Origin of the sequence: Desertivibrio insolitus (genome assembly GCF_017355965.1) — a bacterium.
Classification (GTDB): Bacteria; Actinomycetota; Actinomycetes; order Actinomycetales; family Microbacteriaceae; genus JAFIQW01.
Genome location: NZ_JAFIQW010000002.1, coordinates 180,834 through 207,072, shown reverse-complemented (window position 1 = coordinate 207,072; position 26,239 = coordinate 180,834). Strand labels below are relative to the sequence as shown.

The window sequence follows — 26,239 nt, the reverse complement described above, 5'->3', positions numbered from 1 at the left end:
CTCCACCGGAGCCGGACCCCACGCCCCCGGCACCACCGTCAACGTGCTCCCCACAGTCCCCGACCCCGACACCGACGGAACCGGAACCGACGACAACACCTGCTTGGCCACCACCACCGGCGCACTCGCCTTGGTCGCGGACTCGTACCCGGCCTTCGACCCGGTCACCTCCACCGTGACCGACGTACCAGCATCAGCGGCCACCAACTTGTAAGACGAACCCGTCGCCCCCTCGATCACCGCACCGTTGCGCTTCCACTGATACGCCAACTCCACCGGAGCCGGACCCCACGCCCCCGGCACCACCGTCAACGTGCTCCCCACAGTCCCCGACCCCGACACCGACGGAACCGGAACCGAGGACAGCGCCGGCGGACCGTAGGTCAGGTTGACGACGGCTAGCGTCCGGAAACCGCTGCCCCGATTACCTAGGACGTCGTCCACCGGGTACAGCGTCACTCTCCACTCGCCCGCCGCAGACCCCTGTGGGATTTCGACAGTCCGCTCCCACACTCCTGCCCGCGAGCTCCCTTCCACCAGCGACAGGCGCCCAAACCCGTGCGACTGACCAGACTGATGACTCATCGTCACGGTCGGAGCCACCACACCCGACGCATCCGACACCGCGACCCGCACCGTCACCAGCACCGGACCAGCACTGATATCCCCCCCAAGCGGCGTTACCGACGTCTCCCCAACCACAGGAGCAGCCGTGTCGGAAGCAAGGCCAGTGAGGTTGACGCCGGCTAGCGTCCGGAAACCGCTGCCCCGATTACCTAGGACGTCGTCCACCGGGTACAGCGTCACTCTCCACTCGCCCGCCGCAGACCCCTGTGGGATTTCGACAGTCCGCTCCCACACTCCTGCCCGCGAGCTCCCTTCCACCAGCGACAGGCGCCCAAACCCGTGCGACTGACCAGACTGATGACTCATCGTCACGGTCGGAGCCACCACACCCGACGCATCCGACACCGCGACCCGCACCGTCACCAGCACCGGACCAGCACTGATATCCCCCTCAAGCGGCGTTACCGACGTCTCCCCAACCACAGGAGCAGCCGTGTCGGAAGCAAGGCCAGTGAGGTTGACGACGGCTAGCGTCCGGAAACCGCTGCCCCGATTACCTAGGACGTCGTCCACCGGGTACAGCGTCACTTTCCACTCGCCCGCCGCAGACCCCTGTGGGATTTCGACATTCCGCTCCCACACTCCTGCCCGCGAGCTCCCTTCCACCAGCGACAGGCGCCCAAACCCGTGCGACTGACCAGACTGATGACTCATCGTCACGGTCGGAGCCACCACACCCGACGCATCCGACACCGCGACCCGCACCGTCACCAGCACCGGACCAGCACTGATATCCCCCTCAAGCGGCGTTACCGACGTCTCCCCAACCACAGGAGCAGCCGTGTCGCTTGTTTGCCCTGCCGCCTGAGCGCCTATCGGCAGAAGCAAGATCAGAGACGCGGCGAGCGACATAACACCGAGGACAGCACGCAAAATGGATTCCTCCGACTGCATCAGAATAGAATGCGCCAGACGGAGCAATCGTGCGTGATCATATAGGCATCCACGAGGTGCGACGAACGCAGCAGCTGCTCCGGGAGATTTGGATCCAGGGACCCGCGAAATCTGTCAGCGGTCCGGCCGTTCATCCTCAAGCAGGTCTTCGGCAGGGGAAGGCTCACACGCAAGCGCCGATCCCGGCAACTACAACCGGCGCGTGTTTCGTCGCCAGCCGTGCATCCCGCCGAAATGTCCGCTGCAAACTCTTCGTCATGCTGGTCGTCAATGAGAACGCAACCCGTCTCGAGACACCTGCACCTCGCTGCTAACGCCCTCTACGACGTCAGCTCACGAGACTCCTCTGGCAGTAGATCAAGGAGGGAGATCACCGAGACCCGCTAGCCGCCGGGATCTGCCCCGGGAGCTTGTGGCGAGCCGTACTCGTCGCCACTCCGCCGAAATTCGTTCTGTCGTCGCTCGGCACGGCGGCCAGAACCAGGTAGCTCAGGTGAGAGGAGGGGGGCCGCGGCGACCAGCGGGGAACTCTCGGTCCGTCCGGAAGAATGGCGAGATGCTTCGCCGCGCAGTGCTGACCGGCCTGGTGGCGTATTGCCTCCTGGTGGTCGTCGTGCTGCTCTGGCCGACTCCCGTCGACGCGCCCCTCGCCGGGCCCCTGGACCGGGTCATCGCGGCGCTGCAGCGGCGGGGGCTCGGCTGGGTGACGTACGAGCGCATCGAGTTCGCGGCGAACGTCGCGCTCTTCGCCCCGATCGGGCTCCTGGGCGGGATGCTGGTGCCACGGCGCGCGTTCGTCCTGCCGATCCTGCTCGCCGCCGCGACCAGCGCGCTGTTCGAGTTCACGCAGGGGGCGCTGCTCGCCGACCGGACGGCGTCCGCGCTCGACGTAGCCGCGAACACGATTGGCGCGACCATCGGCGTACTGACCGCAATGCTGCCCGTGCTGCGTCGGCGGCCGCGTCACCCGAAGTGGAGGCGACAGCAACTGGACGGCTACCGCTGACTCAGTACGCGCCTTCGTGTCGAACGACCGCGCGAACCGTGCGCCACAGGATGATCAGATCGGTGGCGAGAGACCAGTTCTCGACGTAGTAGAGATCTAGGCGAACACTGTCGTCCCACGACAGGTTCGAGCGACCACTCACCTGCCACAAACCGGTCAGCCCTGGCTTGACGAAGAACTTCCGGTGCACGCGCTCGTCGTATTGCTCGACCTCGCGCTCGAGCGGTGGGCGGGGACCGACCAGCGACATCTCACCCTTCAGCACATTGAGCAACTGAGGGAGCTCATCCAGGCTGAATCGACGGAGAGTCCGGCCGACGCGAGTGACGCGCGGATCGTCCACCATCTTGAACAGCACCTCGTTGACGCGCTCTTCGGCGTGATGCTCGAGGTCCACGAGCTTCTCCTCGGCATTCACCACCATCGACCGGAACTTGTACATGTGGAACGGCACACCCTTGTAGCCGACGCGCTCCTGCCGGAAGAAGACAGGTCCGCCGTCCGTCCGCACCAAGAGGGCGAGTACCAGAAACACAGGAGCGAGGATCACGAGGGCCGCCGCGCTGACCACCAGATCGACGGAGCGCTTGATCAGACGCCGTGAGTTGGTGAAGTGAGGGGTCTCCACGTTCAGCAGAGGCAGGCCAGCCACCGGGTGCACGCTGATGCGAGGTCCGCCGATGTCGATGAGGCTTGGCGCGACCAGAAGGTTATGCGCGGTGGGGTCGAGTGCCCAACTGATGTCCCGCACCGCGTCGAGCGCCAGCTCGTCGCTGCTCGTCACGATCACCGTCCGGGCACCGGTCTGACGCAGCGCGCGCAGCACGACGTGCGGAGTGCCGAGCACGGGGAGTCCCTTCTCCGCAAGGGCGGCGGAGTGATGACCATCGGGCGTCAACAACCCCACCACGTCGTACGCGGAGGCTGGGTTGCGGCGCAACTCCTCGGCGAGCCGCTCGGCGCTGTGGCGGCTGCCGATCAGGATCGTTCGCTCCTCCAGCTTCCCGATGCTTCTCTGCCAGATCAGCCACTGGCGCCACAGCCACCGTGACGCGAGCAGCAGCAGCAGTCCGGTGGGGAAGGCGACCAGGAGGTAGGCGCGTGCCAGCTCCGCTTGCAGGAACAGGGAGACGATCGCCGCCAGAGCGAGCAGGAGGAGGGTCGCGTCGATGACGCGTTTGTACTCCGCAGACCCGGAACCGACGATCGAGCGATCGCGGCTGCCATACGCCCACAGCAGTCCCGCCCACACGACGAACAAGAGCGCGGACACCACGCCGTATTCGACGTTGAGAGCCGAGTGACGGGCCGTCAGCGCTCCGCCGGCCAGACCGAAACGGGCGAGCTGCGCGACGGACACTGCCACTGCGAGCGACAGAAGATCGGTCAGCAGCAGTCGGCGGCCGTACGCTCGCGCCCACGAGGGGGAGGGGCCCGTGTCGGCGACTGCCGCCTTCGTCTCTTGACGTCCTTGGATGAAGACCGGCCCGGTGATTGGGGCGCTAACTACTCGCTCAGGCATTAGACGTGAATGCTAACCAAAAGCGGCGACATGATGCGCACGCATCGTCGACGTGAACGGAACGTCACGCGGGCGTTACTCGCCGTTCACACGAGGGCGAGGGCGTCGGCGGTGCTGTTGACGGTTCGTGAGGCGAGTGCTCTGTCATCACTGAGATGCTTACCCCGGCTTGGGATCATGCGAACGAGCGCAGGCTCCCACCGCGACATCCGCTCCGGGAAACACCGCTGCAGCACGTCGAGCATGATCGGCACGGCTGTCGAGGCGCCGGGCGAGGCCCCGAGTAGACCGGCGATGGAGCCATCCTCGGCCGCGACGACCTCGGTGCCGAACTGCAGGACGCCGCCCTTCTCAGGATGCCGCTTGATCACCTGCACGCGCTGACCCGCCGTGATGAAGTACCAGTCCTTCGGATCGGCCTCGGGGAAGAACTCCTGCAGCGCCTCGAACTTCTTGCGCTTGCTCGCGGTCAGCTGCGCGATCAGGTACTTGACGAGATCGAAGTTGTCGCGGGCGACGGCGAGCATGGGCCAGAGATTGTGCGGACGAACGGAGAAGGGCAGGTCGAAGATCGAGCCCTTCTTGAGGAACTTCGGACTGAAGCCGGCGTACGGGCCGAACATCAGGCTCGCCTTGCCGTCGACGACGCGGGTGTCGAGGTGTGGCACGGACATGGGCGGGGAGCCGACGGCGGCCTTGCCGTAGACCTTCGCCAGGTGCCGCGCGACCACGTCCGGGTTGTCGGTGCGGAGGAACTGTCCGCTCACCGGGAAGCCGCCGAAGCCGCGGATCTCCTTGATGCCGGACTTCTGGAGGAGGCTCAAAGCGCCACCTCCGGCCCCGACGAACACGAAGCGTGCCTGGATCGTGGAGGGGGTGAGACCCACTTCGTTGTTGACGGAGAGACGCCAGGTGCCGTCCTTCATCTTCTTGATGTTGCGGACGGCGTGATTCTTGTTGATGCCGACGCCATTAGCCTTCAAATAGGCGAACAACTCGCGGGTGAGTGCGCCGAAGTCGACGTCCGTGCCGGCTGTGGTGCGCGTCGCCGCGATCGGCTGGCTCTTCTTGCGGCCGGGAATCATGACGGGCGCCCAGGAGCGGATGACGCGGGCGTCCTCGCTGTACTCCATGCCCGCGAACAGCGGGTGGTCCTTGAGCGCCTCGTACCGCTTCCGCAGATACTCGACGTTCTTCTCGCCCCACACGAAGCTCATGTGCGGGGTCGGGTTGATGAACGACTGAGGCTCGGGCAGGACACCCTCGGACACGAGGAACGACCAGAACTGGCGCGAGATCTGGAACTGCTCGTTGACCTTGACGGCGCTCGTGATGTCGATCGAACCGTCGGGCTTCTCGGGCGTGTAGTTGAGTTCGCACAGAGCAGCGTGGCCGGTGCCCGCGTTGTTCCACGGGTTCGAGCTCTCCTGACCCAGTTCACCGAGCCGTTCGTAGACCTCGATGCGCCAATCGGGCTCGAGCTGCTTGAGAAGCGCGCCGAGCGTGGCGCTCATGATGCCACCGCCGATCAGCGCGACGTCGATCGGAGGATTCACGCCCCGATTCTACCCGCGCCGAATCAGGCGGGCTGCGTCAGAGAGGCCGCCGCGAGCTCCGCGATCTGCACGGCGTTGAGCGCCGCGCCCTTGCGGAGATTGTCGTTGCTGATGAACAGAGCGAGGCCACGTCCTCCCGGCACTCCCTCATCCTGCCGGATGCGACCGACGAAGCTCGGGTCGGCGCCCGCAGCCTCGAGCGGGGTCGGCACTTCAGACAGCGCCACGCCCCTGGCATCCGACAGCAGCTCCGTCGCCCGCTCGGGCGTGATCGGCCGTTCGAACTCCGCGTTCACTGAGAGTGAGTGTCCGGTGAAAACCGGAACCCGAACGCAAGTGCCACTGACCAGCAGTTCGGGGAGGTCGAGGATCTTGCGGCTCTCGTTGCGGAGCTTCTTCTCCTCGTCGGTCTCGTTGAGGCCGTCGTCGACGAGATTGCCGGCGAACGGGATCACGTCGAACGCGATGGGGGCCACGTACTTCTGCGGCTCGGGGAAATCGACGGCGCGCCCGTCGTGCACGAGTCCGAGCACGTCCTGGTCGGCGGTCGCCTGAATCTGACCGAGCAACTCCTCGGCACCGGCGAGCCCGGAGCCGGACACCGCTTGATAGGTGCTCACGATCAGTCGCTGGAGGCCCGCCTCTTCGTGCAGCACCTTCAGCACCGGCATCGCGGCCATCGTGGTGCAGTTGGGGTTGGCGATGATGCCCTTGCGGGCATCCTTCATCGCGTCGGGGTTGACCTCGCTGACCACCAGCGGAACGTCGGGGTCCATGCGCCAGGCACTCGAGTTGTCGATGACGAGCACGCCCGCCTCGGCGAAGCGCGGCGCGTGAGCGCGTGAACCGGTCGCACCGGCTGAGAACAGAGCCATGTCGAGCCCTGACGGATCAGCCGTGGCTACATCCTCGACGACGATCTCTTCGCCGCGGAAGGCCAGGGTGGTCCCGGCGCTGCGAGCGGTCGCGAAGAAGCGGATCTGCCCGACGGGGAACTCGCGCTCCTCGAGCAGGCGCCGCATGACGGCACCGACCTGTCCGGTCGCACCGACGACACCGACGTTGACAGCCATGAAAACCCTCCTCGCGTCCCCGCACAGGATAGCCGTGCCGTGAAGAGGGGTGTTCGTCGCACCGTCTCGCGTTCTATACGCTTGCACGCGGTTAGAGGAGCGACATTGCGAATTTCCGTCATCGGGTGCGGCTATCTAGGTGCCGTCCACGCGGCTTCCATGGCGAAGCTGGGGCACGAAGTCGTCGGCATCGACGTCGACGAAACGAAGATCGAATTGCTGGCGGCAGGCCGTCCCCCCTTCTTCGAGCCCGGGCTTCCCGAGCTCCTGACCGAGGCGGGGGCAACCGGCCGGCTGCGCTTTTCGACCGACGCGGGCGAGGCCGCCGGCGCGAAGGTGCACTTCATCGCTGTGGGGACTCCTCAAAAGCCTGGAAGTTATGCCGCCGACCTCACTTACGTCGACGCAGCCGTCGACGGTCTGCTTCCTCACCTTCGTCCGGGTGATCTGGTCGTCGGCAAGTCGACGGTGCCCGTCGGCACGGCGGCGCGGCTCGCGGAGCGCATCGAGGCAGCGGGCGCGCGCCTGGCGTGGAACCCCGAGTTCCTCCGAGAGGGCTTCGCGATCATGGACACCCTGACGCCCGATCGCTTCGTGTACGGAGTCACCGACGGCGACGAAACGGCAGCGCCGCTGCTCGACGAGGTCTACGCGGAAGCCCTGAGCGCGGGGACACCCCGGATCGTGACCGACCTTGCGACGGCGGAATTGGTGAAGGTCGCGGCGAACGCATTCCTTGCCACCAAGATCTCGTTCATCAACGCCATGGCAGAGGTGGCCGAGGTGACCGGCGCCGACGTGACTCAGTTGGCCGACGCCATCGGGCACGACGCTCGGATCGGGCGCCGATTCCTCAACTCGGGCCTCGGGTTCGGCGGCGGATGCCTCCCGAAGGACATCCGGGGCTTCATGGCGAGGGCCGAAGAACTAGGTGTGGATCAGGCACTCAAGTTCCTCAGCGACGTGGACTCCATCAATCTTCGGCGGCGGGCCCGGATGGTCGATCTGGCGGTCGAGGTGCTGGACGGGAACGTGGAGGGGAAGCGCATTGCCGTGCTCGGTCTCGCGTTCAAGCCGGACTCCGACGATGTCCGAGAGTCGCCGGCGCTCGACGTCGCCGCGCGCCTTTCGGAGCTGGGAGCTGACGTCGTCGCCACCGACCCGGAGGCGATCGAGACGTCGCGTAAGAAGCACCCGGAGTTGGTCTACGTCCAGGACACCGAGGAAGCGCTGCGCGGCGCAGACGCAGTCGTCGTTCTGACGGAATGGAAGCAGTACAGGCAGCTCGATCCGAGTCACGTGAAGACCCTGGTTTCGGGCGCCCATGTTCTGGACGGGCGCAACTGTCTGGACCGGGAAGCGTGGCGAGCGGCGGGTTGGCATTACCGCGCCCTCGGCCGTCCCTGATCACGTACGCTCAGCCCGGAGCAGCAACCGACGCGGGTAGCTCACGCGCGCTTTCCAAGCGGACCGCAGTTGTCACCGTGAAGGCCGAACGCCGGGGGCACTACGCGGACCGCCTGCCTGATGCGTCATAGCGAGTGGCGACGCGGGCGAAGCTCCTTGGTCGATCACCTCGTCGGCAGGTGGCGTCGCGGAAGGGGCGACGGTTTCGCCAGCGGGGATTTCGCTTGCAATGGCTGGAGCGCGTCGAGCGCCACCACACGAAGTGCCGCTTCGTAATGCGGGAACGGGCGGGTGCTCGCCGACAGAACTCCGGCGGCTTGTCGCGTTGACCGCGCTCTAGCGCCCGGTTCCCGCGTAGACCTTCGCCTCGTCCTCGCCGTCGAGGTCGAACGCGCGGTGCACGACGCGAACAGCCTCATTGACAGTGTCGGCGCGGGTCACGACCGAGATACGGATCTCGCTCGTCGAGATCATCTCGATGTTGATGCCAGCCTCGCTGAGCGCGCGGAACAGGCGGGCAGACACGCCCGCGTTCGTCCGCATGCCGGCGCCGACTACCGCGAGCTTCCCGATCTGGTCGTCGTGCTGCAGCGAGTCGAACTTCACGCTCGCCTTCTCGGCGTTGAGCGCCGTCATCGCGGTCTGCGCCTCGGACTTCGGCAGGGTGAAGGAGATGTCGGTCTTGCCGGTCGCCGCGGCGGACACGTTCTGCACGATCATGTCGATGTTGGCGCCGGTCTTCGCGACGATCGTGAAGATCTCTGCCGCCTTCCCCGGAACGTCGGGAACGCCGACGACGGTGATCTTCGCCTCGCTGAGGTCCGCGGCGACGCCGGAGATGATGGGCTCTTCCACGTTCTGCTCCTCGTTGGAGGTCACGACGTACGTGCCCTCGCTGTTATTGAACGACGACCGCACGTGCAGGGTCACCCCGTGCCGGCGGGCGTACTCGACCGCGCGGATGTACAGCACCTTCGCACCGGCCGCCGCGAGCTCGAGCATCTCCTCGCTCGAGATGCGGTCGATCTTGCGGGCCTTGGGCACGACGCGGGGGTCGGCCGTGAAAACGCCGTCGACGTCGGTGTAGATCTCGCAGATGTCGGCGCCGAGAGCCGCGGCGAGCGCGACGGCGGTCGTATCCGAGCCGCCTCGGCCAAGAGTGGTGATGTCGCCGGTGCCGCGGTTGAAGCCCTGGAAGCCGGCGACGATTGCGATGGCACCGGCGTCGAGCGCGTCGCGCACGCGCCCCGGGGTCACGTCGACGATGCGAGCGCTGCCGTACTGGGCGTCCGTGATGAGGCCGGCCTGGCTGCCGGTGTACGACCGGGCCTCCATGCCGAGGCTGCGGATGGCCATCGCGAGCAGCGCCATCGAGATTCGCTCACCCGCGGTGAGCAGCATGTCGAGCTCGCGCCCGGCGGGGATGGGAACGATCTCCTTGGCGAGATCGAGCAGCTCGTCCGTGGTGTCACCCATCGCGGAGACCACGACGACGACCTCGTGACCCGCCTTGCGGGTCTCGACGACCCGCTTGGCGACGCGCTTGATGCTCTCGGCGTCGGCAACCGATGAGCCGCCGAACTTCTGCACGATCAGGCTCACGCACGACTCCTGCTGGTACACGGGGATGGAGGCCCCCTGAGGGCCCCGTCAAGTGTAGACCGCGAGGCGGATGCCTCCGCGACCCGTCTCCTTGTATTACGGATGCCGCTGCGGCATCCGTTCCCATGGCACCTCTCCCGGCCTCGGGCGCTGAGTCTCGATACGCCGCTGCGCGGCTACTCGGCCGCCGGTCGCCGGGCAGGCCGACGGCCCGGAGCGCCCCCCATGGTCGCTCCGGGCTCATCGGGGTCTCGCGCCTGGCGGTGCGGAGCCGACCCGAACGGCTCCGCGCCTCAGCTGATGCTGCGAGACACCGGGTGGAGCGGAACCGACCCGAACGGCTCCGCTCCCCCGCCGTGTTCCCCTACTCGATGCGCACTCCGCGGCGGCGAAGCGCCAGCCCGAGTGCGAGCAGGAGACCTGCGAAGACCGCCCAGCCGGTGGCATCCGTGCCGGTGTAGGCGAGACGCTCACCTCCGGTGGTGCCGCGGCCGGTCCAGTCGTCGTCCGAGCCGAGCGCCGCCACGGTGCCGGCAGCGACCGTGGTGTCGGTGCCGTCGGTGTGGTTGCCGTCCGTGCCAGGGGCCGTGCCCGAGTCGGTACCGGGGTCAGTGCCCGGGTCGGTACCGGGAACGGTGCCGGGGTTCGTACCAGGGTCAGTTCCGGGATCGGTGCCCGGGTCAGTACCAGGATCCGTGCCGGGGTCAGTGCCAGGATCCGTACCCGGGTCAGTACCGGGGTCAGTGCCGGGGTCAGTGCCGGGGTCAGTGCCGGGGCCGTTGTCACCGTCGGTGCAGCTGCCACCGATCACGAGGCAGATGTCGCCGTCCACGATCGGGCCGTTCCCGTCGCCGTCGCCGATACCGAGGTCGATGTCACCGTCGAGAATCGGGGTCTCGGCGTCGCCGCCGACACCGAGGTCGATGTCACCGTCGATGATTCCACCGCCGGTGTTGCCGCCGGTCTCGGTAGTGCACTCGCCCAGGATCTCGAGGCAGACGTCACCGTCGACGAGCGAGCCGTCGCCGCCGACCCCGAGGTCGACCTCGCCATCCAAGATCGGGGTCTCGCCCGCGCCGCCGCCGCCGATACCGAGGTCGACGTCACCGTCGAGGATGCCGTCGCCGGCACCACCCGTCGTGCCATCGCCGCAGGTGCCGAGCAGCACGAGGCAGACGTCACCGTCAACGAGCGAGCCGTCGCGGCCGATCACAGCGTCGACGTCGGTGTCGACCACGGGAGTGGCGCCGCCACCGACCACGACGTCGATCACGCCGTCGACGAGGCCGCCATCGGTGCCCGTCCCCGCGCCCTGACAGGTCGCGCCGATCACCAGGCAGACGTCCGCGTCCACGAGCGGAGCGTCCTCGCCTCCGACACCGAGGTCGAGCTCGGTGTCGAGCAGCGGGTCACCGACCACACCGTCGACCTGGCCGGAGTCGCCCTCGCCGCCGATCGTCACGTCGGCGTCCGCGTCGACCAGCGGAGCATCGCTCGCGCCGCCGACCGTGACATCGAGATCCGCGACGGTGTCGTCCAGCGCGCTGCCCTCGCCGAGCAGGTCGTCGACGACGACGTCGGCGTCGACCTCGGCGAGCGTGTCCTCGCCACCGACGGTGACGTTCTCGTCGACGACGGTGTCGTCGACGAGCTGGCCGTCACCCAGCAGGTCGTCCACGAACACGTCGGCCTCGACATCCGCGAGCGTGTCGTCGCCGCCCACGGTGACGTCCACGTCGGCGACGACGTCGGCTGCCTCCCCGGCACCTCCGAGGTCGAGCACCGCGTCGGCGGTGACGTCGACCGTGTCGTCGACCGAGACGACGGCTTCCACGACGGCACCGGCGTCTCCGAGGAGATCCAGCCCGTCTCCCTCGGCGGCACTCGCCGCCGTGGTTCCGAGGAACATCAGTCCCCCGGTCGCAAGGGTCACGAAAAGACCCCGCGTGAAGAATCTGTTCACAGTCCTACTCCTGATCGTTCGAGTCGTCCCACCGCCGGACGGCGGTGGTCAGCGCATGCCGCGTGGGAACGCGGCCGCGCCGGACTCAGTCAGGAGTGGCGACGGATTCGAAAGTAGGAACGGTCGGCAGCTCGTCGTCCGCGAGGACGGGGCTGAAGTCGATGAGCAGCCGCAGCGAGGCCCAGGCGCCGGTCACGGCCACAGGAGCACCGGATGCCGCGGTCGAGCCCGCCGAGGCATCCGTGACGTCGCCGCCGGCGACACCGTCGGAGGCGAATCCGGCGGGCGCTTGCACCGCCCGGTCCGAAAGCGTCGCGACCGAGTGCTGCGCCGACGAGCTCAGCGGAACGGCGATGGCGGTTGCGATGCGGAAGGGTGCCGCAGAGCCCAGCGGCGCCTGCGCGGGTGCCGGAACGGCGAGCATCGGAGCTGCCACGTCGAGTCCCGTCGCCGGGCTGGAACCGGGGCGGGTGACCGCGTTCGTTCCGTCGCGGCCGGGAACGACGGCGCCCGGCAGGGGCTCGCCGTCGGGGCCGTCGACGATCACGCCCGGCTGGTCGCCGATCGTGCCGGGCACGTCAACGACGCCGCCCGGCAGGTCGATGACCCTGCCCGGCAGTTCCACGACCTCGCCGGGCAGCTCGGCCACGACGTCGCCGGTCTCGTCGAGCACGCCGTCGAGCACCCCGCCGAGATCGGCGGGCAGCTCGGCCACCGGATCGGTGAGCCGGTCGAGCGGCAGGACGTCGTCGAGCAGGTCGGAGGTGCCGTCCGTCACGCCGATGACGAGGTCGCCGGTGCCGTCGACGGTGCGGTCCACGACGTCCGCGACAGGCTTCACGACCTCGCGGACGACGGGCTTCGCAACGGGCTCGACGACCTCGGTGACGACCGGCCTGGCCACGGGCTGGACTACCTCGGTGACGACGGGCTTCGTCACCGCCTGAACTGGCGCGGTCACTGCCTGCGCGGGCTTCGTCACGTTCTCGACGACCGGCTTCACCGGCTCGACGACAGGGGCCACGACCGCGTCGACGGCTCCGCGGGTCTCCTCAGCCGTGTCCTCAAGCGTGTCGGTGACGTCCCCCAGCAGTCCCGACCGGGGCTCGGTGGCGGATGCCGGCGAGGCGGAGAGCACGAGGGACAGCGCGACCCAGAAAAGGCCGATCACGAGCGCGATCAACGCGACTCGTACCACTGCGCACGTGCTGCGGGATGCAGCGTCCCCCATGCGCCTCACCTCCCCCCGAAGGCATTGCGTCCGTTTCGAGCATTGCACGGGGTACAAGTTTTTGTCTAGGCGCACCCTTCAATCGATGTTGGCCCCCGTTCGGGGGACACTCGGTCACGAACGCGGTGGGTCAGTGCTCCTCCGCGATCGCCTCGGCGATCAACGGACCCAACTGCTCGGCGATCCGCGCGTGTCCGGTGTTGTTGGGATGGATGCCGTCGTTCAGCACGTAGCGCCCGACCTCGGGCACCTGGAACAGGGGCCGCGTGTCGATGAAATGCAGCTCGTGCTGCACGGCGAGGGCATGAAGCATGTCGGTCTGCTCCTGCATCACGTCAGCGAGTTCACGTCCGTCCGGGCGGTTGCCGTGGACGTACTTCGGCTGCAGGAACCCGCTCAACAGGATGATCTGCGTTTCGGGTAGCTCGGATCGAAGCGTGGCGATCATGCCCGCCGCCGCCGCCTGCAGCCGGCTCTGCGAATACCAGACGTCGTTGGTGCCTCCGGCGAGTACGACGACGTCGGGGCGCGCTGCCACGATGGCAGGGATCCTGCTGGCAAAGATATCGGTCTCCCCCACCGCGACGTAGCCGGTGCCTCCCGAGCTGAACTGCTGGAACTCCCAGCCGTACTGGGCGCAGACCCGCGCCGGCCAGATTCGGTCGTAGTCGATGAAGCCGAAGCCCTCGGTGATGCTGTCGCCGACGAACGCGACGGAGAGCGACCGCTCGGGCACGGTCCGTGCGACCGGCGCCGGGGACGACACCGGCTGAGCGGTGACCGAGGCCGCCATCGGCATCTCCGTCGAGCATCCCGCGATCAGCAGCGCAGCGACGAGTGGCATCGCCACGCGTGCTGAACGGGCTCGCATCGGGCTCCGGTCGGGTCGATCGTCGGGCGCCGGGTGCCCGCGGTACGCGTCAGCGTATTGGACCCGTGGTGGCCGAACCTGAACCGGCGCTCCGGCTACTGCTCGACCGCGATCGCCTCCGCCAATAGCGGCCCGAGGTACTCGGCGATGAGCTCGTGGCCGGCGTTGTTCGGGTGCACCCCGTCGGGCAGGATCAGGCCCGAGGTGTCGCGCCCCTCGAACAGCGGGCGGGTGTCGATGAAGCGGATGTCGCGCTCTTCCGCTAGCTGCTCCAGCATTGACGTCTGCTCGTCGACCACGTCGGCGATGGGCCTGCCGTCGGGCAGGGAACCCTCGATGAGCGCGGGCTGGAAGAAGGCGCTCATCAGCACTATCTGCGCGTCGGGCAGGCCCTCGCGCAGCGTGTCGAGCACGTCGGCGGCGGCCGTCTTTACCTGCTCCTGCGGGTAGAACACGTCGTTCGTCCCGCCCGCGATCACTACGACGTCGGGCTCCGCCTCGAGGATCGCCGGCACCCGCGAGGCGAAGTCGTTGGACTCGTTGACGGCGACGTAGCCGGTGCCCGCGACGCTGAACTGCTCGAACTGGAAGCCGTACTCGCGGCTGACGATGAGCGGCCAGATGTTGCCGTAGTCGATGTCACCGAAGCCCGACGTGATGCTGTCACCGAGGAAGGCGACGGCGATCGTCTGCTCGCTGCCCGGCGAGGCATCCGTCGTCGGCGCGGGCGATCCCGCGGGCGGCACGGTGGCGGTGCCGTCGTCGGGGAGGTCCGTGGTGCAGGAGGTCAGCGACATCAGGGCTAGGGCGGGGATCAGCAGGGCGGCGGCGAGTCGGGTTCTCATCGGGCTCCGGGTCAGGCTTCGACGACCCGGCGCCCTTCGAACGCCCGGCCGAGGGTCACCTCGTCAGCGTATTCCAGGTCGCCGCCGACCGGCAGGCCGCTCGCGAGCCGCGTGACGCGCACGCCGAGCGTGGAGAGCAGCCGTGTCAGGTAGGTCGCGGTCGCCTCGCCCTCGAGGTTGGGGTCGGTCGCGATGATGACCTCGGTCACCGAGGCATCCGCGAGTCGCGTCATCAGCTGACGGATGCGGAGGTCGTCGGGGCCGACGCCGTCGATCGGGCTGATCGCTCCGCCGAGCACGTGGTACAGCCCGCGGAACTCGCGGGTGCGCTCGATGGCGACGACGTCCTTCGCCTCCTCGACGACGCAGATCGTCGTGTGGTTGCGGCGCGGATCGCGGCAGATCGCACAGGTCTCCTCCTGCGCGACGTTGCCGCAGATCTCGCAGAACCGCACCTTGTCGCGCACCTCGAGCAGCACCTCGGCGAGACGCTTCACGTCGAAGCTCTCGGTCTGCAGGATGTGGAACGCGATGCGCTGGGCGGACTTCGGTCCGATGCCGGGCAGCCGACCGAGTTCGTCGATCAGCTCCTGAATGATGCCTTCGTACATGCCTTACTCGGCCGCCGGCGAGGGTACGACCGACGGGGTCAGCCGCTGCTCCTCGATGAAGTTCGCGCTGAGGATCTCGCGCACGACGGCTTCGCCGTAACGGTTGCGTTCCATGGCGGGGCGGGCCGGACGTTCCTGGGGCGGTGCGGTGCGCTCGGCGGCCGCCGCCCTGCTCTCGACGGCGGGGGCGGATGCCTGCGGGCGCGCCGCGACCGGGGGCGCGGCGACCGTCGTCGGCGCCGCGAACTCGGGGGCGGCCGGCACGGGCTCGTCCGCTCCCGGGATCGCGACGACCGCCCAGTCGTCGTCGGTCGGCGGGGCGTCGTCGTCGGTCGGCGGCGGGACGTCGTCGACCGGGCGGCTCTGCGTGCGCTGCTGAGGTCCTCGGGTGCCGGAGCGGGAGCCGTGCGAGGTACCGGGTCGCGATGCGCCGGCGTCGCCGGCTACGCGACCGCCGGAGGAGGCGGCGTCACCGGATGCGCGACCGCCGGACGAGGCCGGAGCGGCCGGAGCGCGGTCCGCGGCGGGCGCTGCCGCGCGCTCGGGCGCTGCAGGCCGATCCACCGCGGGGCGGGTCTGAGCAGGAGCGCCCTGCTGCGGAGCGCGCGCGCCGGGGCCGTCTGCGCGGGCGATGAAGCGCACGCGCAGTCCGAGCACCTCGATGATCGCGCGGCGGACGTACTCGCTGACGCTCTCGCCTGCGCCCTGGGGCTTCTTGAACTCCTCGACGTCGCGGTCGCTCGGGAACGTCAGCGTGAGGACGTCTTCCTTGAGGTCGCGGACGGTCGCAGTGACGGCGACGAGCCACGCCGTGCGCCTGGCGCGCTCGATCGACTCGAGCACCTGCGGCCACGAGTCCTTCATCTGCTGCAGCGTGACGGGCGCGCCGGCCGGAACGTCGCCCACGCGAAGGTCGGTCGGCCGCGCCTGCGGGGTCGCCTGCACCTCGGGGGCGACGCCCTGGTCGGTGCGGTGCGCGCCGCTCGGGGCGGGCTCGGTCTCCGGCTCGGGGATCGGGTCGCGTCCGGGCGGCGTCGGGTTCGGCTCGGCCGGGGTCGGCATCGGCTGCGGGGCCGGGATCGGGTCCGGCGCCGGGAAGGGCGAAGGCTCGCTCGGGCCCGGGTACGACGGCTCCGGAGCGCCGGGGATGCCGGGTTCGGACGGGGCCGTCGGGAAGGGGGCGGTGGCGGCGGGGCGGCTGGTCGCGGGGGTGCCGGGCCTCGATACGCCGGCGTCGCCGGCTGCTCGACCGCCGGAGGGGGCGTCGCCGGCCACTCGACCGCCGGGCGCGGAGGTCGCACCACCCAGCGAAGCAGCCCCCGACGGAGCGCCGCCGACACCCTCGACGCCGACGCGGCGCTCGAGGCGCTCGACGCGGGCGAGGGCACCGCGCTCGGTCTCGTCGCTAGCGGGCACGAGCATGCGCGCGACCATGAGCTCGAGGTGCAGGCGGGGGCTCGTGGCGCCGGTCATCTCGGTGAGCGCGGTGTTGGCGACATCCGCCGCCCTGCTGAGCTCGGCCGAGCCGAAGTTCGCCGCCTGCGTCTGCATGCGGTCGAGCTCGTCCTGCGGGATGCCGCGGAGCACGGATGCCGCGCTCGAGCCGGTCGCGGCCACGATGATGAGGTCGCGCAGCCGCTCGAGGAGGTCCTCGACGAAGCGGCGCGGGTCCTGTCCAGTCTGGATGACGCGGTCGACCGCGCCGAAGACACCGGCGGCGTCGCGGGAGCCGAGCGCGTCGACGACCTCGTCGAGCAGGGCGCCGTGCGTGTAGCCGAGCAGGGCGACGGCCCGCTCGTACGAGACGGTGGTGCCCTCCGACCCGGCGATGAGCTGGTCGAGCAGGGAGAGGGTGTCGCGCACCGAGCCCCCGCCCGCGCGGACGACGAGCGGCAGCACGCCGGCGTCGACGGTGATGCCCTCGGAGTCGCAGAGCTCCTGCGTGTACGCCAGCATCTGCGCCGGCGGCACGAGGCGGAACGGGTAGTGATGGGTGCGGGAGCGGATCGTGCCGATGACCTTCTCGGGCTCGGTCGTCGCGAAGATGAACTTCACGTGCTCCGGCGGCTCCTCGACGATCTTCAGCAGCGCGTTGAACCCCTGCGGCGTGACCATGTGGGCCTCGTCGAGGATGAAGATCTTGTAGCGGTCGCGGGCCGGCGCGAACACCGCGCGCTCGCGCAGGTCGCGGGCGTCGTCGACACCGTTGTGGCTCGCGGCGTCGATCTCGACGACGTCGAGCGAGCCGCCGCCGGCGCGGGAGAGCTCCACGCAGCTCGGGCACGTGCCGCACGGGGTGTCGGTGGGGCCCTCCGCGCAGTTGAGGCAGCGCGCGAGGATGCGCGCGGACGTCGTCTTGCCGCACCCGCGCGGCCCGCTGAAGAGATAGGCGTGGTTCACCCGGTCGGACTTCAGCGCCGTGCGCAGCGGGTCCGTGACCTGGGACTGACCGATGAGCTCGGAGAACGTCTCCGGACGGTATCGGCGATAGAGGGCGGTGACCACGCAGCAAGGATAAGCGCCGGGGGCGACATCGGCTCGGGTTGCGGGAAACCCGTGCATACGGGCTCCGCGCGTCCGCTGCCACCCCGCTCTTTGGGGGTCTTCGGCTCCCGGATGACGGGGGCGCGCCGCCCTAGCATCGCGATCGTGACCACCACGGTGCAGCCCCGCAAGCTCCCCGCGCTCCTCGCCCCCGGCCTGTCGCTGGGCTTCTCGGCGGGCGCCGTCGCAGGCTGGGCCGCGGGAAACCCGGCGCTCGGCATCACCCTCGGGCTCTGCCTCGGCAGCTCCGCGGGCATGATGGCCGACCGGCTGTTCTGGCGGGTCGTGGAGCGCCGCAAGCGCTGACCGTTCGACTTACGGGAGGGGCGGATGCCGCGAGGCATCCGCCCCTCAGTCGTTCCAAGGGCTACAGCACGCGCTGCTCGCGCCGCCGCCCGACCAGGGGTTCGAGCTCGGCGAGCTCCTCTTCGGTGGCCCGGCGAGAGGCCGGCGCAGACTCAGGACGCGGTGACGCCGACCACCTGACGCGCGATCTCGAGCTCCTCGTTCGTGGGGATGACGAGCACGGAGACGGGCGAGCCGTCCGGGGAGATCGCGCGCGGCTGCTTGGCCGCGAGCTCGTTGCGGTCGTTGTCGACGTGGATGCCGAGGAACTCGAGCCCCGCGAGCGTGCGACGCCGCAGCAGGGCGTTGTTCTCGCCGACGCCCGCGGTGAAGACGAGCGCGTCGAGGCCGCCGAGGTGTGCGACATAGGAGCCGATGTAGCCGCGCAGCCGGTGGCGATAGACGTCGAGGGCGGCCTCGGCCACCTCGTCGCCGCGCGACGCGGCATCCTGCACGTCGCGCATGTCGCCCTTGCCGGTGAGCCCGAGCAGGCCGCTGCGCCGGTTGAGCAGGGTGTCGAGCTCGTCGAAGTCCATGCCGGCGACGCGGTGCAGGTGGAACAGCACGGCGGGGTCGACGTCGCCGGAGCGGGTGCCCATGACGAGGCCCTCGAGCGGCGTGAGCCCCATCGACGTATCGATCGACTGGCCGCCCCTGATGGCGGTGGCGGATGCCCCGTTGCCGAGGTGCAGCACGATGATGCGCAGCTCCTCGAGCGGCCGCTCGAGGAACGCCGCGGCCTGCTCCGACACATACTTGTGACTCGTACCGTGGAAGCCGTAGCGGCGCACCGAGTACTGCTCGGCGAGCTTCGCGTCGATCGCGTACGTGTACGCCCGCGGCGGCAGGGTCTGGTGGAACGCGGTGTCGAAGACGGCGACGTGCGGCGCGTCGGGGAAGGCGGTGCGCGCCGCGCGGATGCCCTCGAGGTTCGCCGGGTTGTGCAGCGGCGCGAGCGCCGAGAGCTCCTCGATGCGGTCTTCCACGGAGGCGTCGACGATCGTGGCATCCGAAAAGACGGAGCCGCCGTGCACGACGCGATGGCCGACGCCGACCGGCGGGTGCTCGGCGAGCGACGGGCCCTGCTCGGCGAACGCGTCGAGCATCACCCGGAACCCGGTCGTGTGGTCGGGCACCGCGACGCCGTCGCGGGAGCGGGTCTCCCCCGTCACCGCGTTGGTGTGCTTCGCGGCGCCGCGCTCCTCGCCGATGCGCTCGACGAGCCCGGATGCCAGCACCGTCTCGGTCTCGACCTCGATCAGCTGGTACTTGAAGGAGCTCGACCCGGAGTTGACGACGAGGACCGCGCTCACGCGGTGGGTCCCTGCGCCTGGATCGCGGTGATGGCCACGGTGTTCACGATGTCGCGCACGAGCGCCCCTCTCGAGAGGTCGTTGATCGGCTTGTTGAGGCCCTGCAGCACCGGCCCGATCGCGACGGCGCCGGCGGAACGCTGCACCGCCTTGTACGTGTTGTTTCCGGTGTTGAGGTCGGGGAAGACGAACACCGTGGCGCGGCCCGCGACCTGGGAGTCGGGCATCTTGGTGCGCGCGACCGCGGCATCCGCGGCGGCGTCGTACTGGATCGGCCCCTCGACGAGCAGCTGCGGCTGCCGCTCCCGCACGAGCGCGGTGGCGGCGCGCACCTTCTCGACCTCGGCGCCCGAGCCGGACTCGCCGGTCGAGTACGACAGCATCGCCACGCGGGGGTCGATGCCGAACTGCCCCGCGGTGCCCGCGGAGGAGATCGCGATGTCGGCGAGCTGGGCGCTGTCGGGGTCGGGCACGACGGCGCAGTCGCCGTAGACGAGCACCCGGTCGGCGAGCGCCATGAAGAAGACGCTCGACACGACGCTCACGCCGGGCTTGGTCTTGATGACCTCGAAGCCCGGGCGGATGGTGTGCGCGGTCGTGTGAGCGGCGCCCGAGACCATTCCGTCGGCGAGGCCGAGGTGCACCATCATCGTGCCGAAGTACGAGACATCCGTCACGACGTCGCGGGCGAAGTCGACGGTGACACCCTTGTGGGCGCGGAGGCGGGCGTACTCGACGGCGAAGCGCTCGCGCAGCTCGGGATCGAACGGGCTCAGCACCTGGGCGCCGGAGATGTCGATGCCGAGCCCGGTCGCGCGGGCGCGGATCTCGGTCTCGTCGCCGAGGATCACGAGGTCGGCGACCTGACGGCTGAGCAGGGTCGACGCGGCGCGGAGGATGCGGTCGTCGCTGCCTTCGGGCAGCACGATGCGCTTGCGGTCGGCCCGGGCGCGCTCGAGCAGCTCGTACTCGAACATCAGCGGCGTGACGACGGTCGAGGTGCCGGCGCCGACGGCCTCGACGAGGGCGCGGCGGTCGACGTGCTTCTCGAACAGAGCGAGCGCCGTGTCGAGCTTGCGCTGCGAGTCGGCGGCGAGCCGTCCGCGGGTCTGGGTGATCTTCGTAGCCGTCTGGTAGGTGCCGAGGTCGGTCGAGATGATCGGCACGTCGGCGCCGAGACCCTCGATCAGGCGCGAGATCGTGGGCGAGAGCTCGAAGCCGCCGTTGAGCACGATGCCCGCGACGGTCGGGAACGTGCCCGACGAATTCGCCAGCAGCACCGCGACGAGCACCTCGCTGCGGTCGCCCGGGATGACGACGACGGCGCCCTCGGTGAGCCGGACGAGCACGTTCTCCATGCTCATGGCCGAGACGACGACGCCGAGCGCCTCGCGCTGCAGCAGCTCCTCGTCGCCCTTCACGAGGTGGCCGTCGGTGGCCTGCATGATCGCGCGCATCGTCGGCGCGACGAGGTACGGGTCCTCGGGCACGGCCCAGACGGGGAGCCCGCCCACCGCCTGCGTGGTCGCGGCGACGATCTCGTCGAGGTGCTCCGGGTCGGCGCGGTTGACCACCACGGCGAGCGCCTGCGCGTGCTCGTTCGCGAGCTCGGGGAACGACAGCTCGGCGATCTGCCGCATCTCGTCGGCGGTGCGCCCGCCGGTCTCGTCGACCTTGCGTCCCGTCAGCACGAGCAGCACGGGGGCGGCGAGGTTCGCGGCGATGCGCGCGTTGTAGGAGAGCTCGGTGGGGCTGCCGACGTCGGTGTAGTCGCTGCCCACGATGACGACCGTGTCGACCTTGCGCTCGACGGCCTTGAACCGTTCGACGATGCGGCTGAGCGCGGCATCCGGGTCGTCGTGCACGTCTTCGTAGCTGACGCCGACGGCCTCGTCGTAGTCGAGGTCGACCGCCGGATGCTGCAGCAGCAGCTCGAGCACGTAGTCGCGCTCCTGGGTCGACCGGGCGATCGGGCGGAAGACGCCGATGCGCGGCACGTCGCGGCTCAGGGTGTCGAGCACGCCGAGTGCGATCGAGGACTTGCCCGAGTGCCCCTCGGCGGACGTGATGTAGACGCTCGTAGCCATCGCAGCCAGCCTATTGAGCGGCGGCTGGATGCCAGCGGGGCATTTTCGGAGAGACGGGAACCCCTCTCCCGGGCCCGGCCCGCATCTGCCGGCGCAGCAACTGTCGATTCCGCGGACGCAGGTCAGCAGTTACTGCACATTCACGTCGGGCACGAGGCATCCGGGGCAGGGCAAAAGAAAAGACCCCTCACGCACCCGCCAGAGCCCGGTTACCCTTGCTGCGTTTCCGCCCTGGGGGAGTTGGCCTGGATGGCGCCACGTGAGGAGCCGCTGATCAGTGTAATGGCTCGTCGAGGCGGCTTCTGAGCAGAGCTAGGAACTCGTCCGCCATCTCGAGCTGCCGCTGGAGCTTCGCCCGGCGTTCGACGGTCTGGTCGATGAAGTGCTCGATCGCCGCGGCATCCGCGCCGGTGTCGATCACGCGAAGTAGGTCGGCCATCTCCTCGAGCGAGAAGCCGAGGGGCTTCATGCGCCGGATGAGCATGAGCCGGTCGAAGTCGTCCTCGGTGTAGAGACGGAACCCGCCCTCGGTGCGGCCCGCCGGCTTCAGCAGACCGACCTCGTCGTAGTGCCGGATGCTGCGGAGCGACAACTCGGTGCGCTCGGCGAGTTCACCGATGTGCATGAGCCCGGCCTGCGGCATCCGTCTCTCCTTCATCTCTACCCTTACGTCAGGGTAGAGTTGGACCACCCCCCTCATTCTCTCGCGCGATGACGCGCGCCCGATTCCCTCGGGCGCCGACGGCGCCCCTCATCCAGGAGGCGTCGTGCCCACCACCACTTCCCCGACCGTCGCGTCGGCGCTGCGCTCGCCGCGCATCCTCACCCGCGAGGTGCTCGCCGGGCTCGTCGTCGCGCTCGCGCTGATCCCTGAAGCGATCTCGTTCTCGATCATCGCCGGGGTCGACCCGCGCGTCGGGCTCTTCTCCTCCTTCGTCATGGCGGTGACGATCGCCGTGCTCGGCGGGCGCCCCGCGATGATCAGCGCCGCGACCGGCGCGGTCGCGCTCGTCATCGCCCCCGTCGCGCGCGAGTACGGGATGGACTACTTCCTCGCGACCGTGATCCTCGCCGGGGTGTTCCAGCTCGCGCTCGGTGCGCTCGGCGTCGCGCGGCTCATGCGCTTCATCCCGCGCAGTGTCATGGTCGGCTTCGTCAACTCGCTCGCGATCCTGATCTTCCTCGCCCAGTTGCCGCACCTCTTCGGGGTGCCGTGGGCGGTGTATCCGCTCGTCGCCGTCGGGCTCGTCGTGCTCGTCGCGCTCCCCCGGCTGACGAAGGTCGTTCCGGCTCCGCTCGTCACCATCGTGCTGCTGACCGCGGCCGTGCTCGTCGCCGGCATCGCAGTGCCGAACGTCGGCGACCAGGGCGAGCTGCCCCGCACGCTCCCGGAGTTCTTCCTGCCGTCGGTGCCGCTGACCCTCGAGACGTTCTCGATCATCGCGCCGTACGCCCTCGCGATGGCGCTCGTCGGACTGCTCGAGTCGCTGATGACCGCAAAGCTCGTCGACGACATCACCGACACCGGCTCGAACAAGACGCGGGAGTCGCTCGGCCAGGGCACCGCGAACGTGCTGTCGGGGCTCTTCGGCGGCATGGGCGGCTGCGCGATGATCGGCCAGACGATGATCAACGTGAAGGCGTCCGGCGCGCGAACGCGCATCTCGACCTTCCTCGCGGGCGTGTTCCTGCTGATCCTCGTCGTCGCGCTCGGCGACGTCGTGGCCCTGATCCCGATGGCGGCGCTCGTCGCGGTCATGGTCATGGTGTCGGTCGCGACCTTCGACTGGCACAGCATCCGTCCGTCGACTCTGAAGCGGATGCCGCTCGGCGAGACCCTCGTCATGCTCGCGACGGTCGCCGTGGTCGTCGCGACCCACAACCTGGCGATCGGCGTGCTCGTCGGCGTCGTCGCCGCGATGGTGGTGTTCGCGCGTCGCGTCGCGCACTTCACGCGCGTGACCCGCGTCGTCGACGGCGACACGGCCCGCTACTTCGTCGACGGGGAGCTCTTCTTCGCCTCGAGCAACGACCTGACCCACCAGTTCTCGTACACCGAGGACCCCGACCGGGTCGAGATCGACCTCTCCCGCTCGCACGTCTGGGACGCCTCGACCGTCGCCGCCCTCGACGCGATCACGACCAAGTACGAGCGGCTCGGCAAGAGCGTCACCGTGACGGGGATGAACGACGCGAGCAGCAGTTTCCACGGGCGGCTGGCGGGGCAGCTCGGCGGCGGCGAGTGAGCCGTATCGGAGGAGAATCGGGCGTTTCCGGTCGACAAGCGACCGGAACGGTCGGAATCTCCTCCGTTGGGCACCGCCGTTGCTCGCGGCGACCGGCGCGGTCGGCAGCACGCCTGACAGACGGTAGGCTGTAGGTCGCTCCAACCAGGAGGATTCGCCTAGTGGCCTATGGCGCACGCTTGGAAAGCGTGTTGGGTGAAAGCCCTCGGGGGTTCGAATCCCCCATCCTCCGCAGTTAGTACTGATGGCGCGCAGGGCGAAAGCGCTGTGCCGTCATCGGGGGTTCGAATCCCCCAACCTCCGCAGTTAGCACTGATGGCGCGCAGGGTGAAAGCGCTGTGCCGTCATCCGGGGTGCGAATCCCCCATCCTCCGCAGTTAGAGAGACGTACTCGTCTCTTGTCTCACCAGTGCAGCCACCCTAGCGGCCGGCTGCGCGCGGCTTCCGCTTGAGCCAGCCCCAGATCGCGGTCACTGCGAACAGCACGAGAGCGATCGTCGCGAGCCACAGCAGCCCCTCGATAAGGAAGCCCACGATCGTGAGCACGAGCCAGACGACGAGCAGGGCGACGATGAGACGGAGCATGCCTCCACGCTAGGCGCCCCTCCTGCACGCCCACCGGTAGCGTTCACCGCGTGAGCACGCTCTTCCACGGCGCCCGCAAGCTCGACGCCGACGGCATCGTCGACGACTTCTGGATGCTCGTCGACCGCGGCACGATCACCGCCACGGGCAGCGGCGACGAGCGGCCGGATGCCTCCGAGCGCGTCGACCTCGCCGGCGACACCCTGACCCCGGGCTTCGTCGACCTGCACGGGCACGGCGGGGCCGGCGCCTCCGTCGACGACGGGACGGACGCGATCCGCGCGGGACTCGCCGTCCACCGCTCGCACGGCACCACCCGCAGCGTGATCAGCCTCGTGACGAACCCGCTCCCCGACCTCGAGCGCTCGCTGGCCGCCGTCGCGGAGTTCGCCGCCGAGGACCCCCTCGTGCTCGGCTCGCACCTCGAGGGCCCCTGGCTCGCGCCCGCCAGGAAGGGCGCCCACTCCCCCGAGCATCTGGTGCCGCCGACGACGGGTGCCGCGGAGGCGCTGCTCGCGGCCGCCCGCGGCACCCTCCGCCAGGTGACCGTCGCGCCGGAGCTGCCCGGCGCGCTCGACGTCATCCGGCTGCTCGTCGACGCGGGCGTCGCCGTCGCGGTCGGGCACACCGAGGCCGACGCCGCGACCGCCCGCTCCGCCTTCGACGCCGGCGCCACCCTGCTGACGCACGCGTACAACGCCATGCCGGGCATCCATCACCGAGCACCGGGTCCCGTGGTCGCCGCCCTGCGCGACGAGCGCGTGACCCTCGAGCTCGTGCTCGACGGCATCCACGTCGACCCGGAGCTCGCCGCCGTCACCCTCGCCGCGGCGCCGGGTCGCGTCGCGCTCATCACGGACGCAATGGCCGCCGCGGGCGCCCACGACGGGCGGTACCGGCTCGGCTCGGCCGACGTCGTGGTCGACAGCGGCCGCGCGACGATCGCCGGCACCGACACCATCGCCGGATCGACGCTGACGCAGGACGCGGCGCTCCGCCTCGCGCTCGCGTCGGGCATCGACCCGGTCGCGGCGGTGACCGCGCTCACGCTCACCCCGGCCCGCGCGCTGGGCGAGAAGCTCGGGCTGCTCGCCGTCGACTACCCCGCGGATGCCGTGCGGCTCGACACCGACTGGACGGTGCGGGCGGTGTGGGGCGCGGGCGAGCGCCTCGCCTGACCAACTGCGCGGGCGCCCCCCTATCGCCGCCGCCCGAGCGCCTCGGTGGACCGGACGAGAACGGCGACCCCCGAGCAGATCCGCTCGGGAGTCGCCGCGAAGATCGGGACTCAGCCGCCCGTCAGGCCGCCGACTCCTCGGCGCGCGCGTCGACGCCGAGCAGCAGCTCCTCGACGGGGCGACGGGTGCGGGCCGCGAGCTCGCGCGAGAGGAACGGCTCCGCGAGTCCGTCCGCCGTGGCGCGGCGGCCGATCGCGAGCACGACGAGCGGGGTGACGGCGGCGGGGGCGTCGAGCAGGTCGGCGAGCGCGTCGCGGTCGAAGCCGCCCATCTGGTGCACGGCGAGACCCTCGTACTCGGCCTGCACGCTCAGGTGCGCGGCCGCCTGCCCGGTGTCGTAGGTCGCCCAGGGGCGCGGCGAGCCGTCGGGCCCCGCGGTCTCGGCAGCGACGACGACGAGCGCCGACGCGGCATCCGCCCACGCCCGGTTGCCCGCGGCGAGGGTCTCGACGATCGCGTCGAACTCCGCGCTGCCGCGAAGGGTGAGGGCGAACCGCCACGGCTGCGAGTTGTTGGCGCTCGGCGACCAGCGGGCAGCCTCGAGCAGCGGCAGCAGCTCACGCTCGGTCAGCGGGTACTGGCGGTCGAAGGAACGCGGGCTCCAGCGCTCGGCGAGCAGCGGGTGGAGCGGAACGGAGGTGGCGGCGGTCTTCGCGTGATTCACGCGCAGATC

Annotated in this window: 20 protein-coding genes, 1 tRNA gene, 1 other RNA gene and 1 pseudogene; 6 read left to right on the top strand and 17 right to left on the bottom strand. The window is 69.6% G+C overall.

All coding sequences use genetic code 11. The features are described from left to right. Positions 1 to 1,521, bottom strand: a pseudogene (locus JUB10_RS05045) (hypothetical protein); the annotation flags it as partial. A gap of 556 nt (positions 1,522 to 2,077) precedes the next feature. Here JUB10_RS05045 and JUB10_RS05040 point away from each other — a divergent pair. Beyond that, on the top strand, positions 2,078 to 2,527 hold the full coding sequence (locus JUB10_RS05040) for a VanZ family protein (RefSeq protein ID WP_207454587.1): 450 nt from the start codon (positions 2,078 to 2,080) through the stop codon (positions 2,525 to 2,527). A 1-nt stretch (position 2,528) separates the two neighbouring features. Here the strand turns inward: JUB10_RS05040 and JUB10_RS05035 are convergent, their stop codons facing one another. The 3 genes from JUB10_RS05035 to JUB10_RS05025 form a co-directional block, all read right to left on the bottom strand. Continuing rightward, on the bottom strand, positions 2,529 to 4,049 hold the full coding sequence (locus JUB10_RS05035; protein ID WP_207454586.1) for a sugar transferase: 1,521 nt from the start codon (positions 4,047 to 4,049) through the stop codon (positions 2,529 to 2,531). A gap of 86 nt (positions 4,050 to 4,135) precedes the next feature. Continuing rightward, a complete protein-coding gene (locus JUB10_RS05030) occupies positions 4,136 to 5,605 on the bottom strand; it encodes a malate:quinone oxidoreductase (RefSeq protein WP_207454585.1) in 1,470 nt (489 codons plus the stop codon). A 23-nt stretch (positions 5,606 to 5,628) separates the two neighbouring features. Continuing rightward, complete coding sequence (locus JUB10_RS05025) at positions 5,629 to 6,678, bottom strand: aspartate-semialdehyde dehydrogenase (protein ID WP_207454584.1); 1,050 nt, start codon at positions 6,676 to 6,678, stop codon at positions 5,629 to 5,631. A 105-nt stretch (positions 6,679 to 6,783) separates the two neighbouring features. On the opposite strand from JUB10_RS05025, the gene JUB10_RS05020 reads away from it, so the two are divergent. Continuing rightward, positions 6,784 to 8,085 carry a UDP-glucose dehydrogenase family protein gene (locus tag JUB10_RS05020; RefSeq protein ID WP_207454583.1) on the top strand — a complete coding sequence of 434 codons (1,302 nt, stop codon included), beginning with the start codon at positions 6,784 to 6,786 and terminating at the stop codon, positions 8,083 to 8,085. Positions 8,086 to 8,421: 336 nt separating this feature from the next. On the opposite strand, the gene JUB10_RS05015 is transcribed toward JUB10_RS05020, so the two are convergent. The 7 genes from JUB10_RS05015 to JUB10_RS04985 form a co-directional block, all read right to left on the bottom strand. Next, on the bottom strand, positions 8,422 to 9,687 hold the full coding sequence (locus JUB10_RS05015; protein ID WP_207454582.1) for an aspartate kinase: 1,266 nt from the start codon (positions 9,685 to 9,687) through the stop codon (positions 8,422 to 8,424). Between the two features lie 364 nt (positions 9,688 to 10,051). Further along, on the bottom strand, positions 10,052 to 11,620 hold the full coding sequence (locus tag JUB10_RS05010; RefSeq protein ID WP_207454581.1) for a hypothetical protein: 1,569 nt from the start codon (positions 11,618 to 11,620) through the stop codon (positions 10,052 to 10,054). A gap of 115 nt (positions 11,621 to 11,735) precedes the next feature. Continuing rightward, complete coding sequence (locus tag JUB10_RS05005; RefSeq protein ID WP_207454580.1) at positions 11,736 to 12,833, bottom strand: hypothetical protein; 1,098 nt, start codon at positions 12,831 to 12,833, stop codon at positions 11,736 to 11,738. A gap of 178 nt (positions 12,834 to 13,011) precedes the next feature. Further along, a complete protein-coding gene (locus tag JUB10_RS05000) occupies positions 13,012 to 13,725 on the bottom strand; it encodes an SGNH/GDSL hydrolase family protein (RefSeq protein ID WP_207454579.1) in 714 nt (237 codons plus the stop codon). Between the two features lie 122 nt (positions 13,726 to 13,847). Next, positions 13,848 to 14,597, bottom strand: coding sequence for an SGNH/GDSL hydrolase family protein (locus tag JUB10_RS04995; protein ID WP_207454578.1), 750 nt, complete (start codon positions 14,595 to 14,597; stop codon positions 13,848 to 13,850). A gap of 11 nt (positions 14,598 to 14,608) precedes the next feature. Further along, positions 14,609 to 15,208, bottom strand: a complete 600-nt coding sequence (gene recR, locus JUB10_RS04990) for a recombination mediator RecR (protein ID WP_207454577.1) — start codon at positions 15,206 to 15,208, stop codon at positions 14,609 to 14,611. Between the two features lie 3 nt (positions 15,209 to 15,211). After that, the gene (locus JUB10_RS04985) at positions 15,212 to 17,713 is read right to left on the bottom strand and encodes a DNA polymerase III subunit gamma and tau (protein ID WP_207454576.1); all 2,502 of its coding nucleotides are present in this window, start codon (positions 17,711 to 17,713) and stop codon (positions 15,212 to 15,214) included. A 144-nt stretch (positions 17,714 to 17,857) separates the two neighbouring features. Here JUB10_RS04985 and JUB10_RS04980 point away from each other — a divergent pair, with 144 nt between their 5' ends. Next, positions 17,858 to 18,058 carry a hypothetical protein gene (locus JUB10_RS04980; protein WP_207454575.1) on the top strand — a complete coding sequence of 67 codons (201 nt, stop codon included), beginning with the start codon at positions 17,858 to 17,860 and terminating at the stop codon, positions 18,056 to 18,058. Between the two features lie 152 nt (positions 18,059 to 18,210). On the opposite strand, the gene JUB10_RS04975 is transcribed toward JUB10_RS04980, so the two are convergent. The 4 genes from JUB10_RS04975 to JUB10_RS04960 form a co-directional block, all read right to left on the bottom strand. Then, a complete protein-coding gene (locus JUB10_RS04975) occupies positions 18,211 to 19,410 on the bottom strand; it encodes an acetate/propionate family kinase (RefSeq protein WP_207454574.1) in 1,200 nt (399 codons plus the stop codon). Further along, positions 19,407 to 21,497, bottom strand: a complete 2,091-nt coding sequence (gene pta / locus JUB10_RS04970) for a phosphate acetyltransferase (protein WP_207454573.1) — start codon at positions 21,495 to 21,497, stop codon at positions 19,407 to 19,409. The genes JUB10_RS04975 and pta overlap by 4 nt, the downstream gene beginning before the upstream one ends. 175 nt (positions 21,498 to 21,672) lie before the next feature. Then, positions 21,673 to 21,769: signal recognition particle sRNA small type (gene ffs / locus JUB10_RS04965), an RNA gene on the bottom strand. Between the two features lie 2 nt (positions 21,770 to 21,771). Continuing rightward, positions 21,772 to 22,140, bottom strand: a complete 369-nt coding sequence (locus JUB10_RS04960; RefSeq protein WP_207454913.1) for a MerR family transcriptional regulator — start codon at positions 22,138 to 22,140, stop codon at positions 21,772 to 21,774. A 124-nt stretch (positions 22,141 to 22,264) separates the two neighbouring features. Between JUB10_RS04960 and JUB10_RS04955 the strand changes: the two genes are divergently transcribed. Next, complete coding sequence (locus JUB10_RS04955) at positions 22,265 to 23,743, top strand: SulP family inorganic anion transporter (RefSeq protein ID WP_207454572.1); 1,479 nt, start codon at positions 22,265 to 22,267, stop codon at positions 23,741 to 23,743. A gap of 147 nt (positions 23,744 to 23,890) precedes the next feature. After that, positions 23,891 to 23,975 (top strand) — tRNA-Ser (locus JUB10_RS04950). Positions 23,976 to 24,163: 188 nt separating this feature from the next. Here the strand turns inward: JUB10_RS04950 and JUB10_RS04945 are convergent. After that, positions 24,164 to 24,328 (bottom strand): hypothetical protein, encoded by a 165-nt coding sequence (locus JUB10_RS04945; RefSeq protein WP_207454571.1) that lies wholly within the window; start codon positions 24,326 to 24,328, stop codon positions 24,164 to 24,166. Between the two features lie 50 nt (positions 24,329 to 24,378). On the opposite strand from JUB10_RS04945, the gene nagA reads away from it, so the two are divergent. Continuing rightward, positions 24,379 to 25,506 (top strand): N-acetylglucosamine-6-phosphate deacetylase, encoded by a 1,128-nt coding sequence (gene nagA / locus JUB10_RS04940; RefSeq protein WP_307859099.1) that lies wholly within the window; start codon positions 24,379 to 24,381, stop codon positions 25,504 to 25,506. A gap of 121 nt (positions 25,507 to 25,627) precedes the next feature. Here the strand turns inward: nagA and JUB10_RS04935 are convergent, their stop codons facing one another. Then, positions 25,628 to 26,230, bottom strand: coding sequence for a nitroreductase family protein (locus JUB10_RS04935; RefSeq protein ID WP_307859098.1), 603 nt, complete (start codon positions 26,228 to 26,230; stop codon positions 25,628 to 25,630). Positions 26,231 to 26,239: the final 9 nt, after the last annotated feature.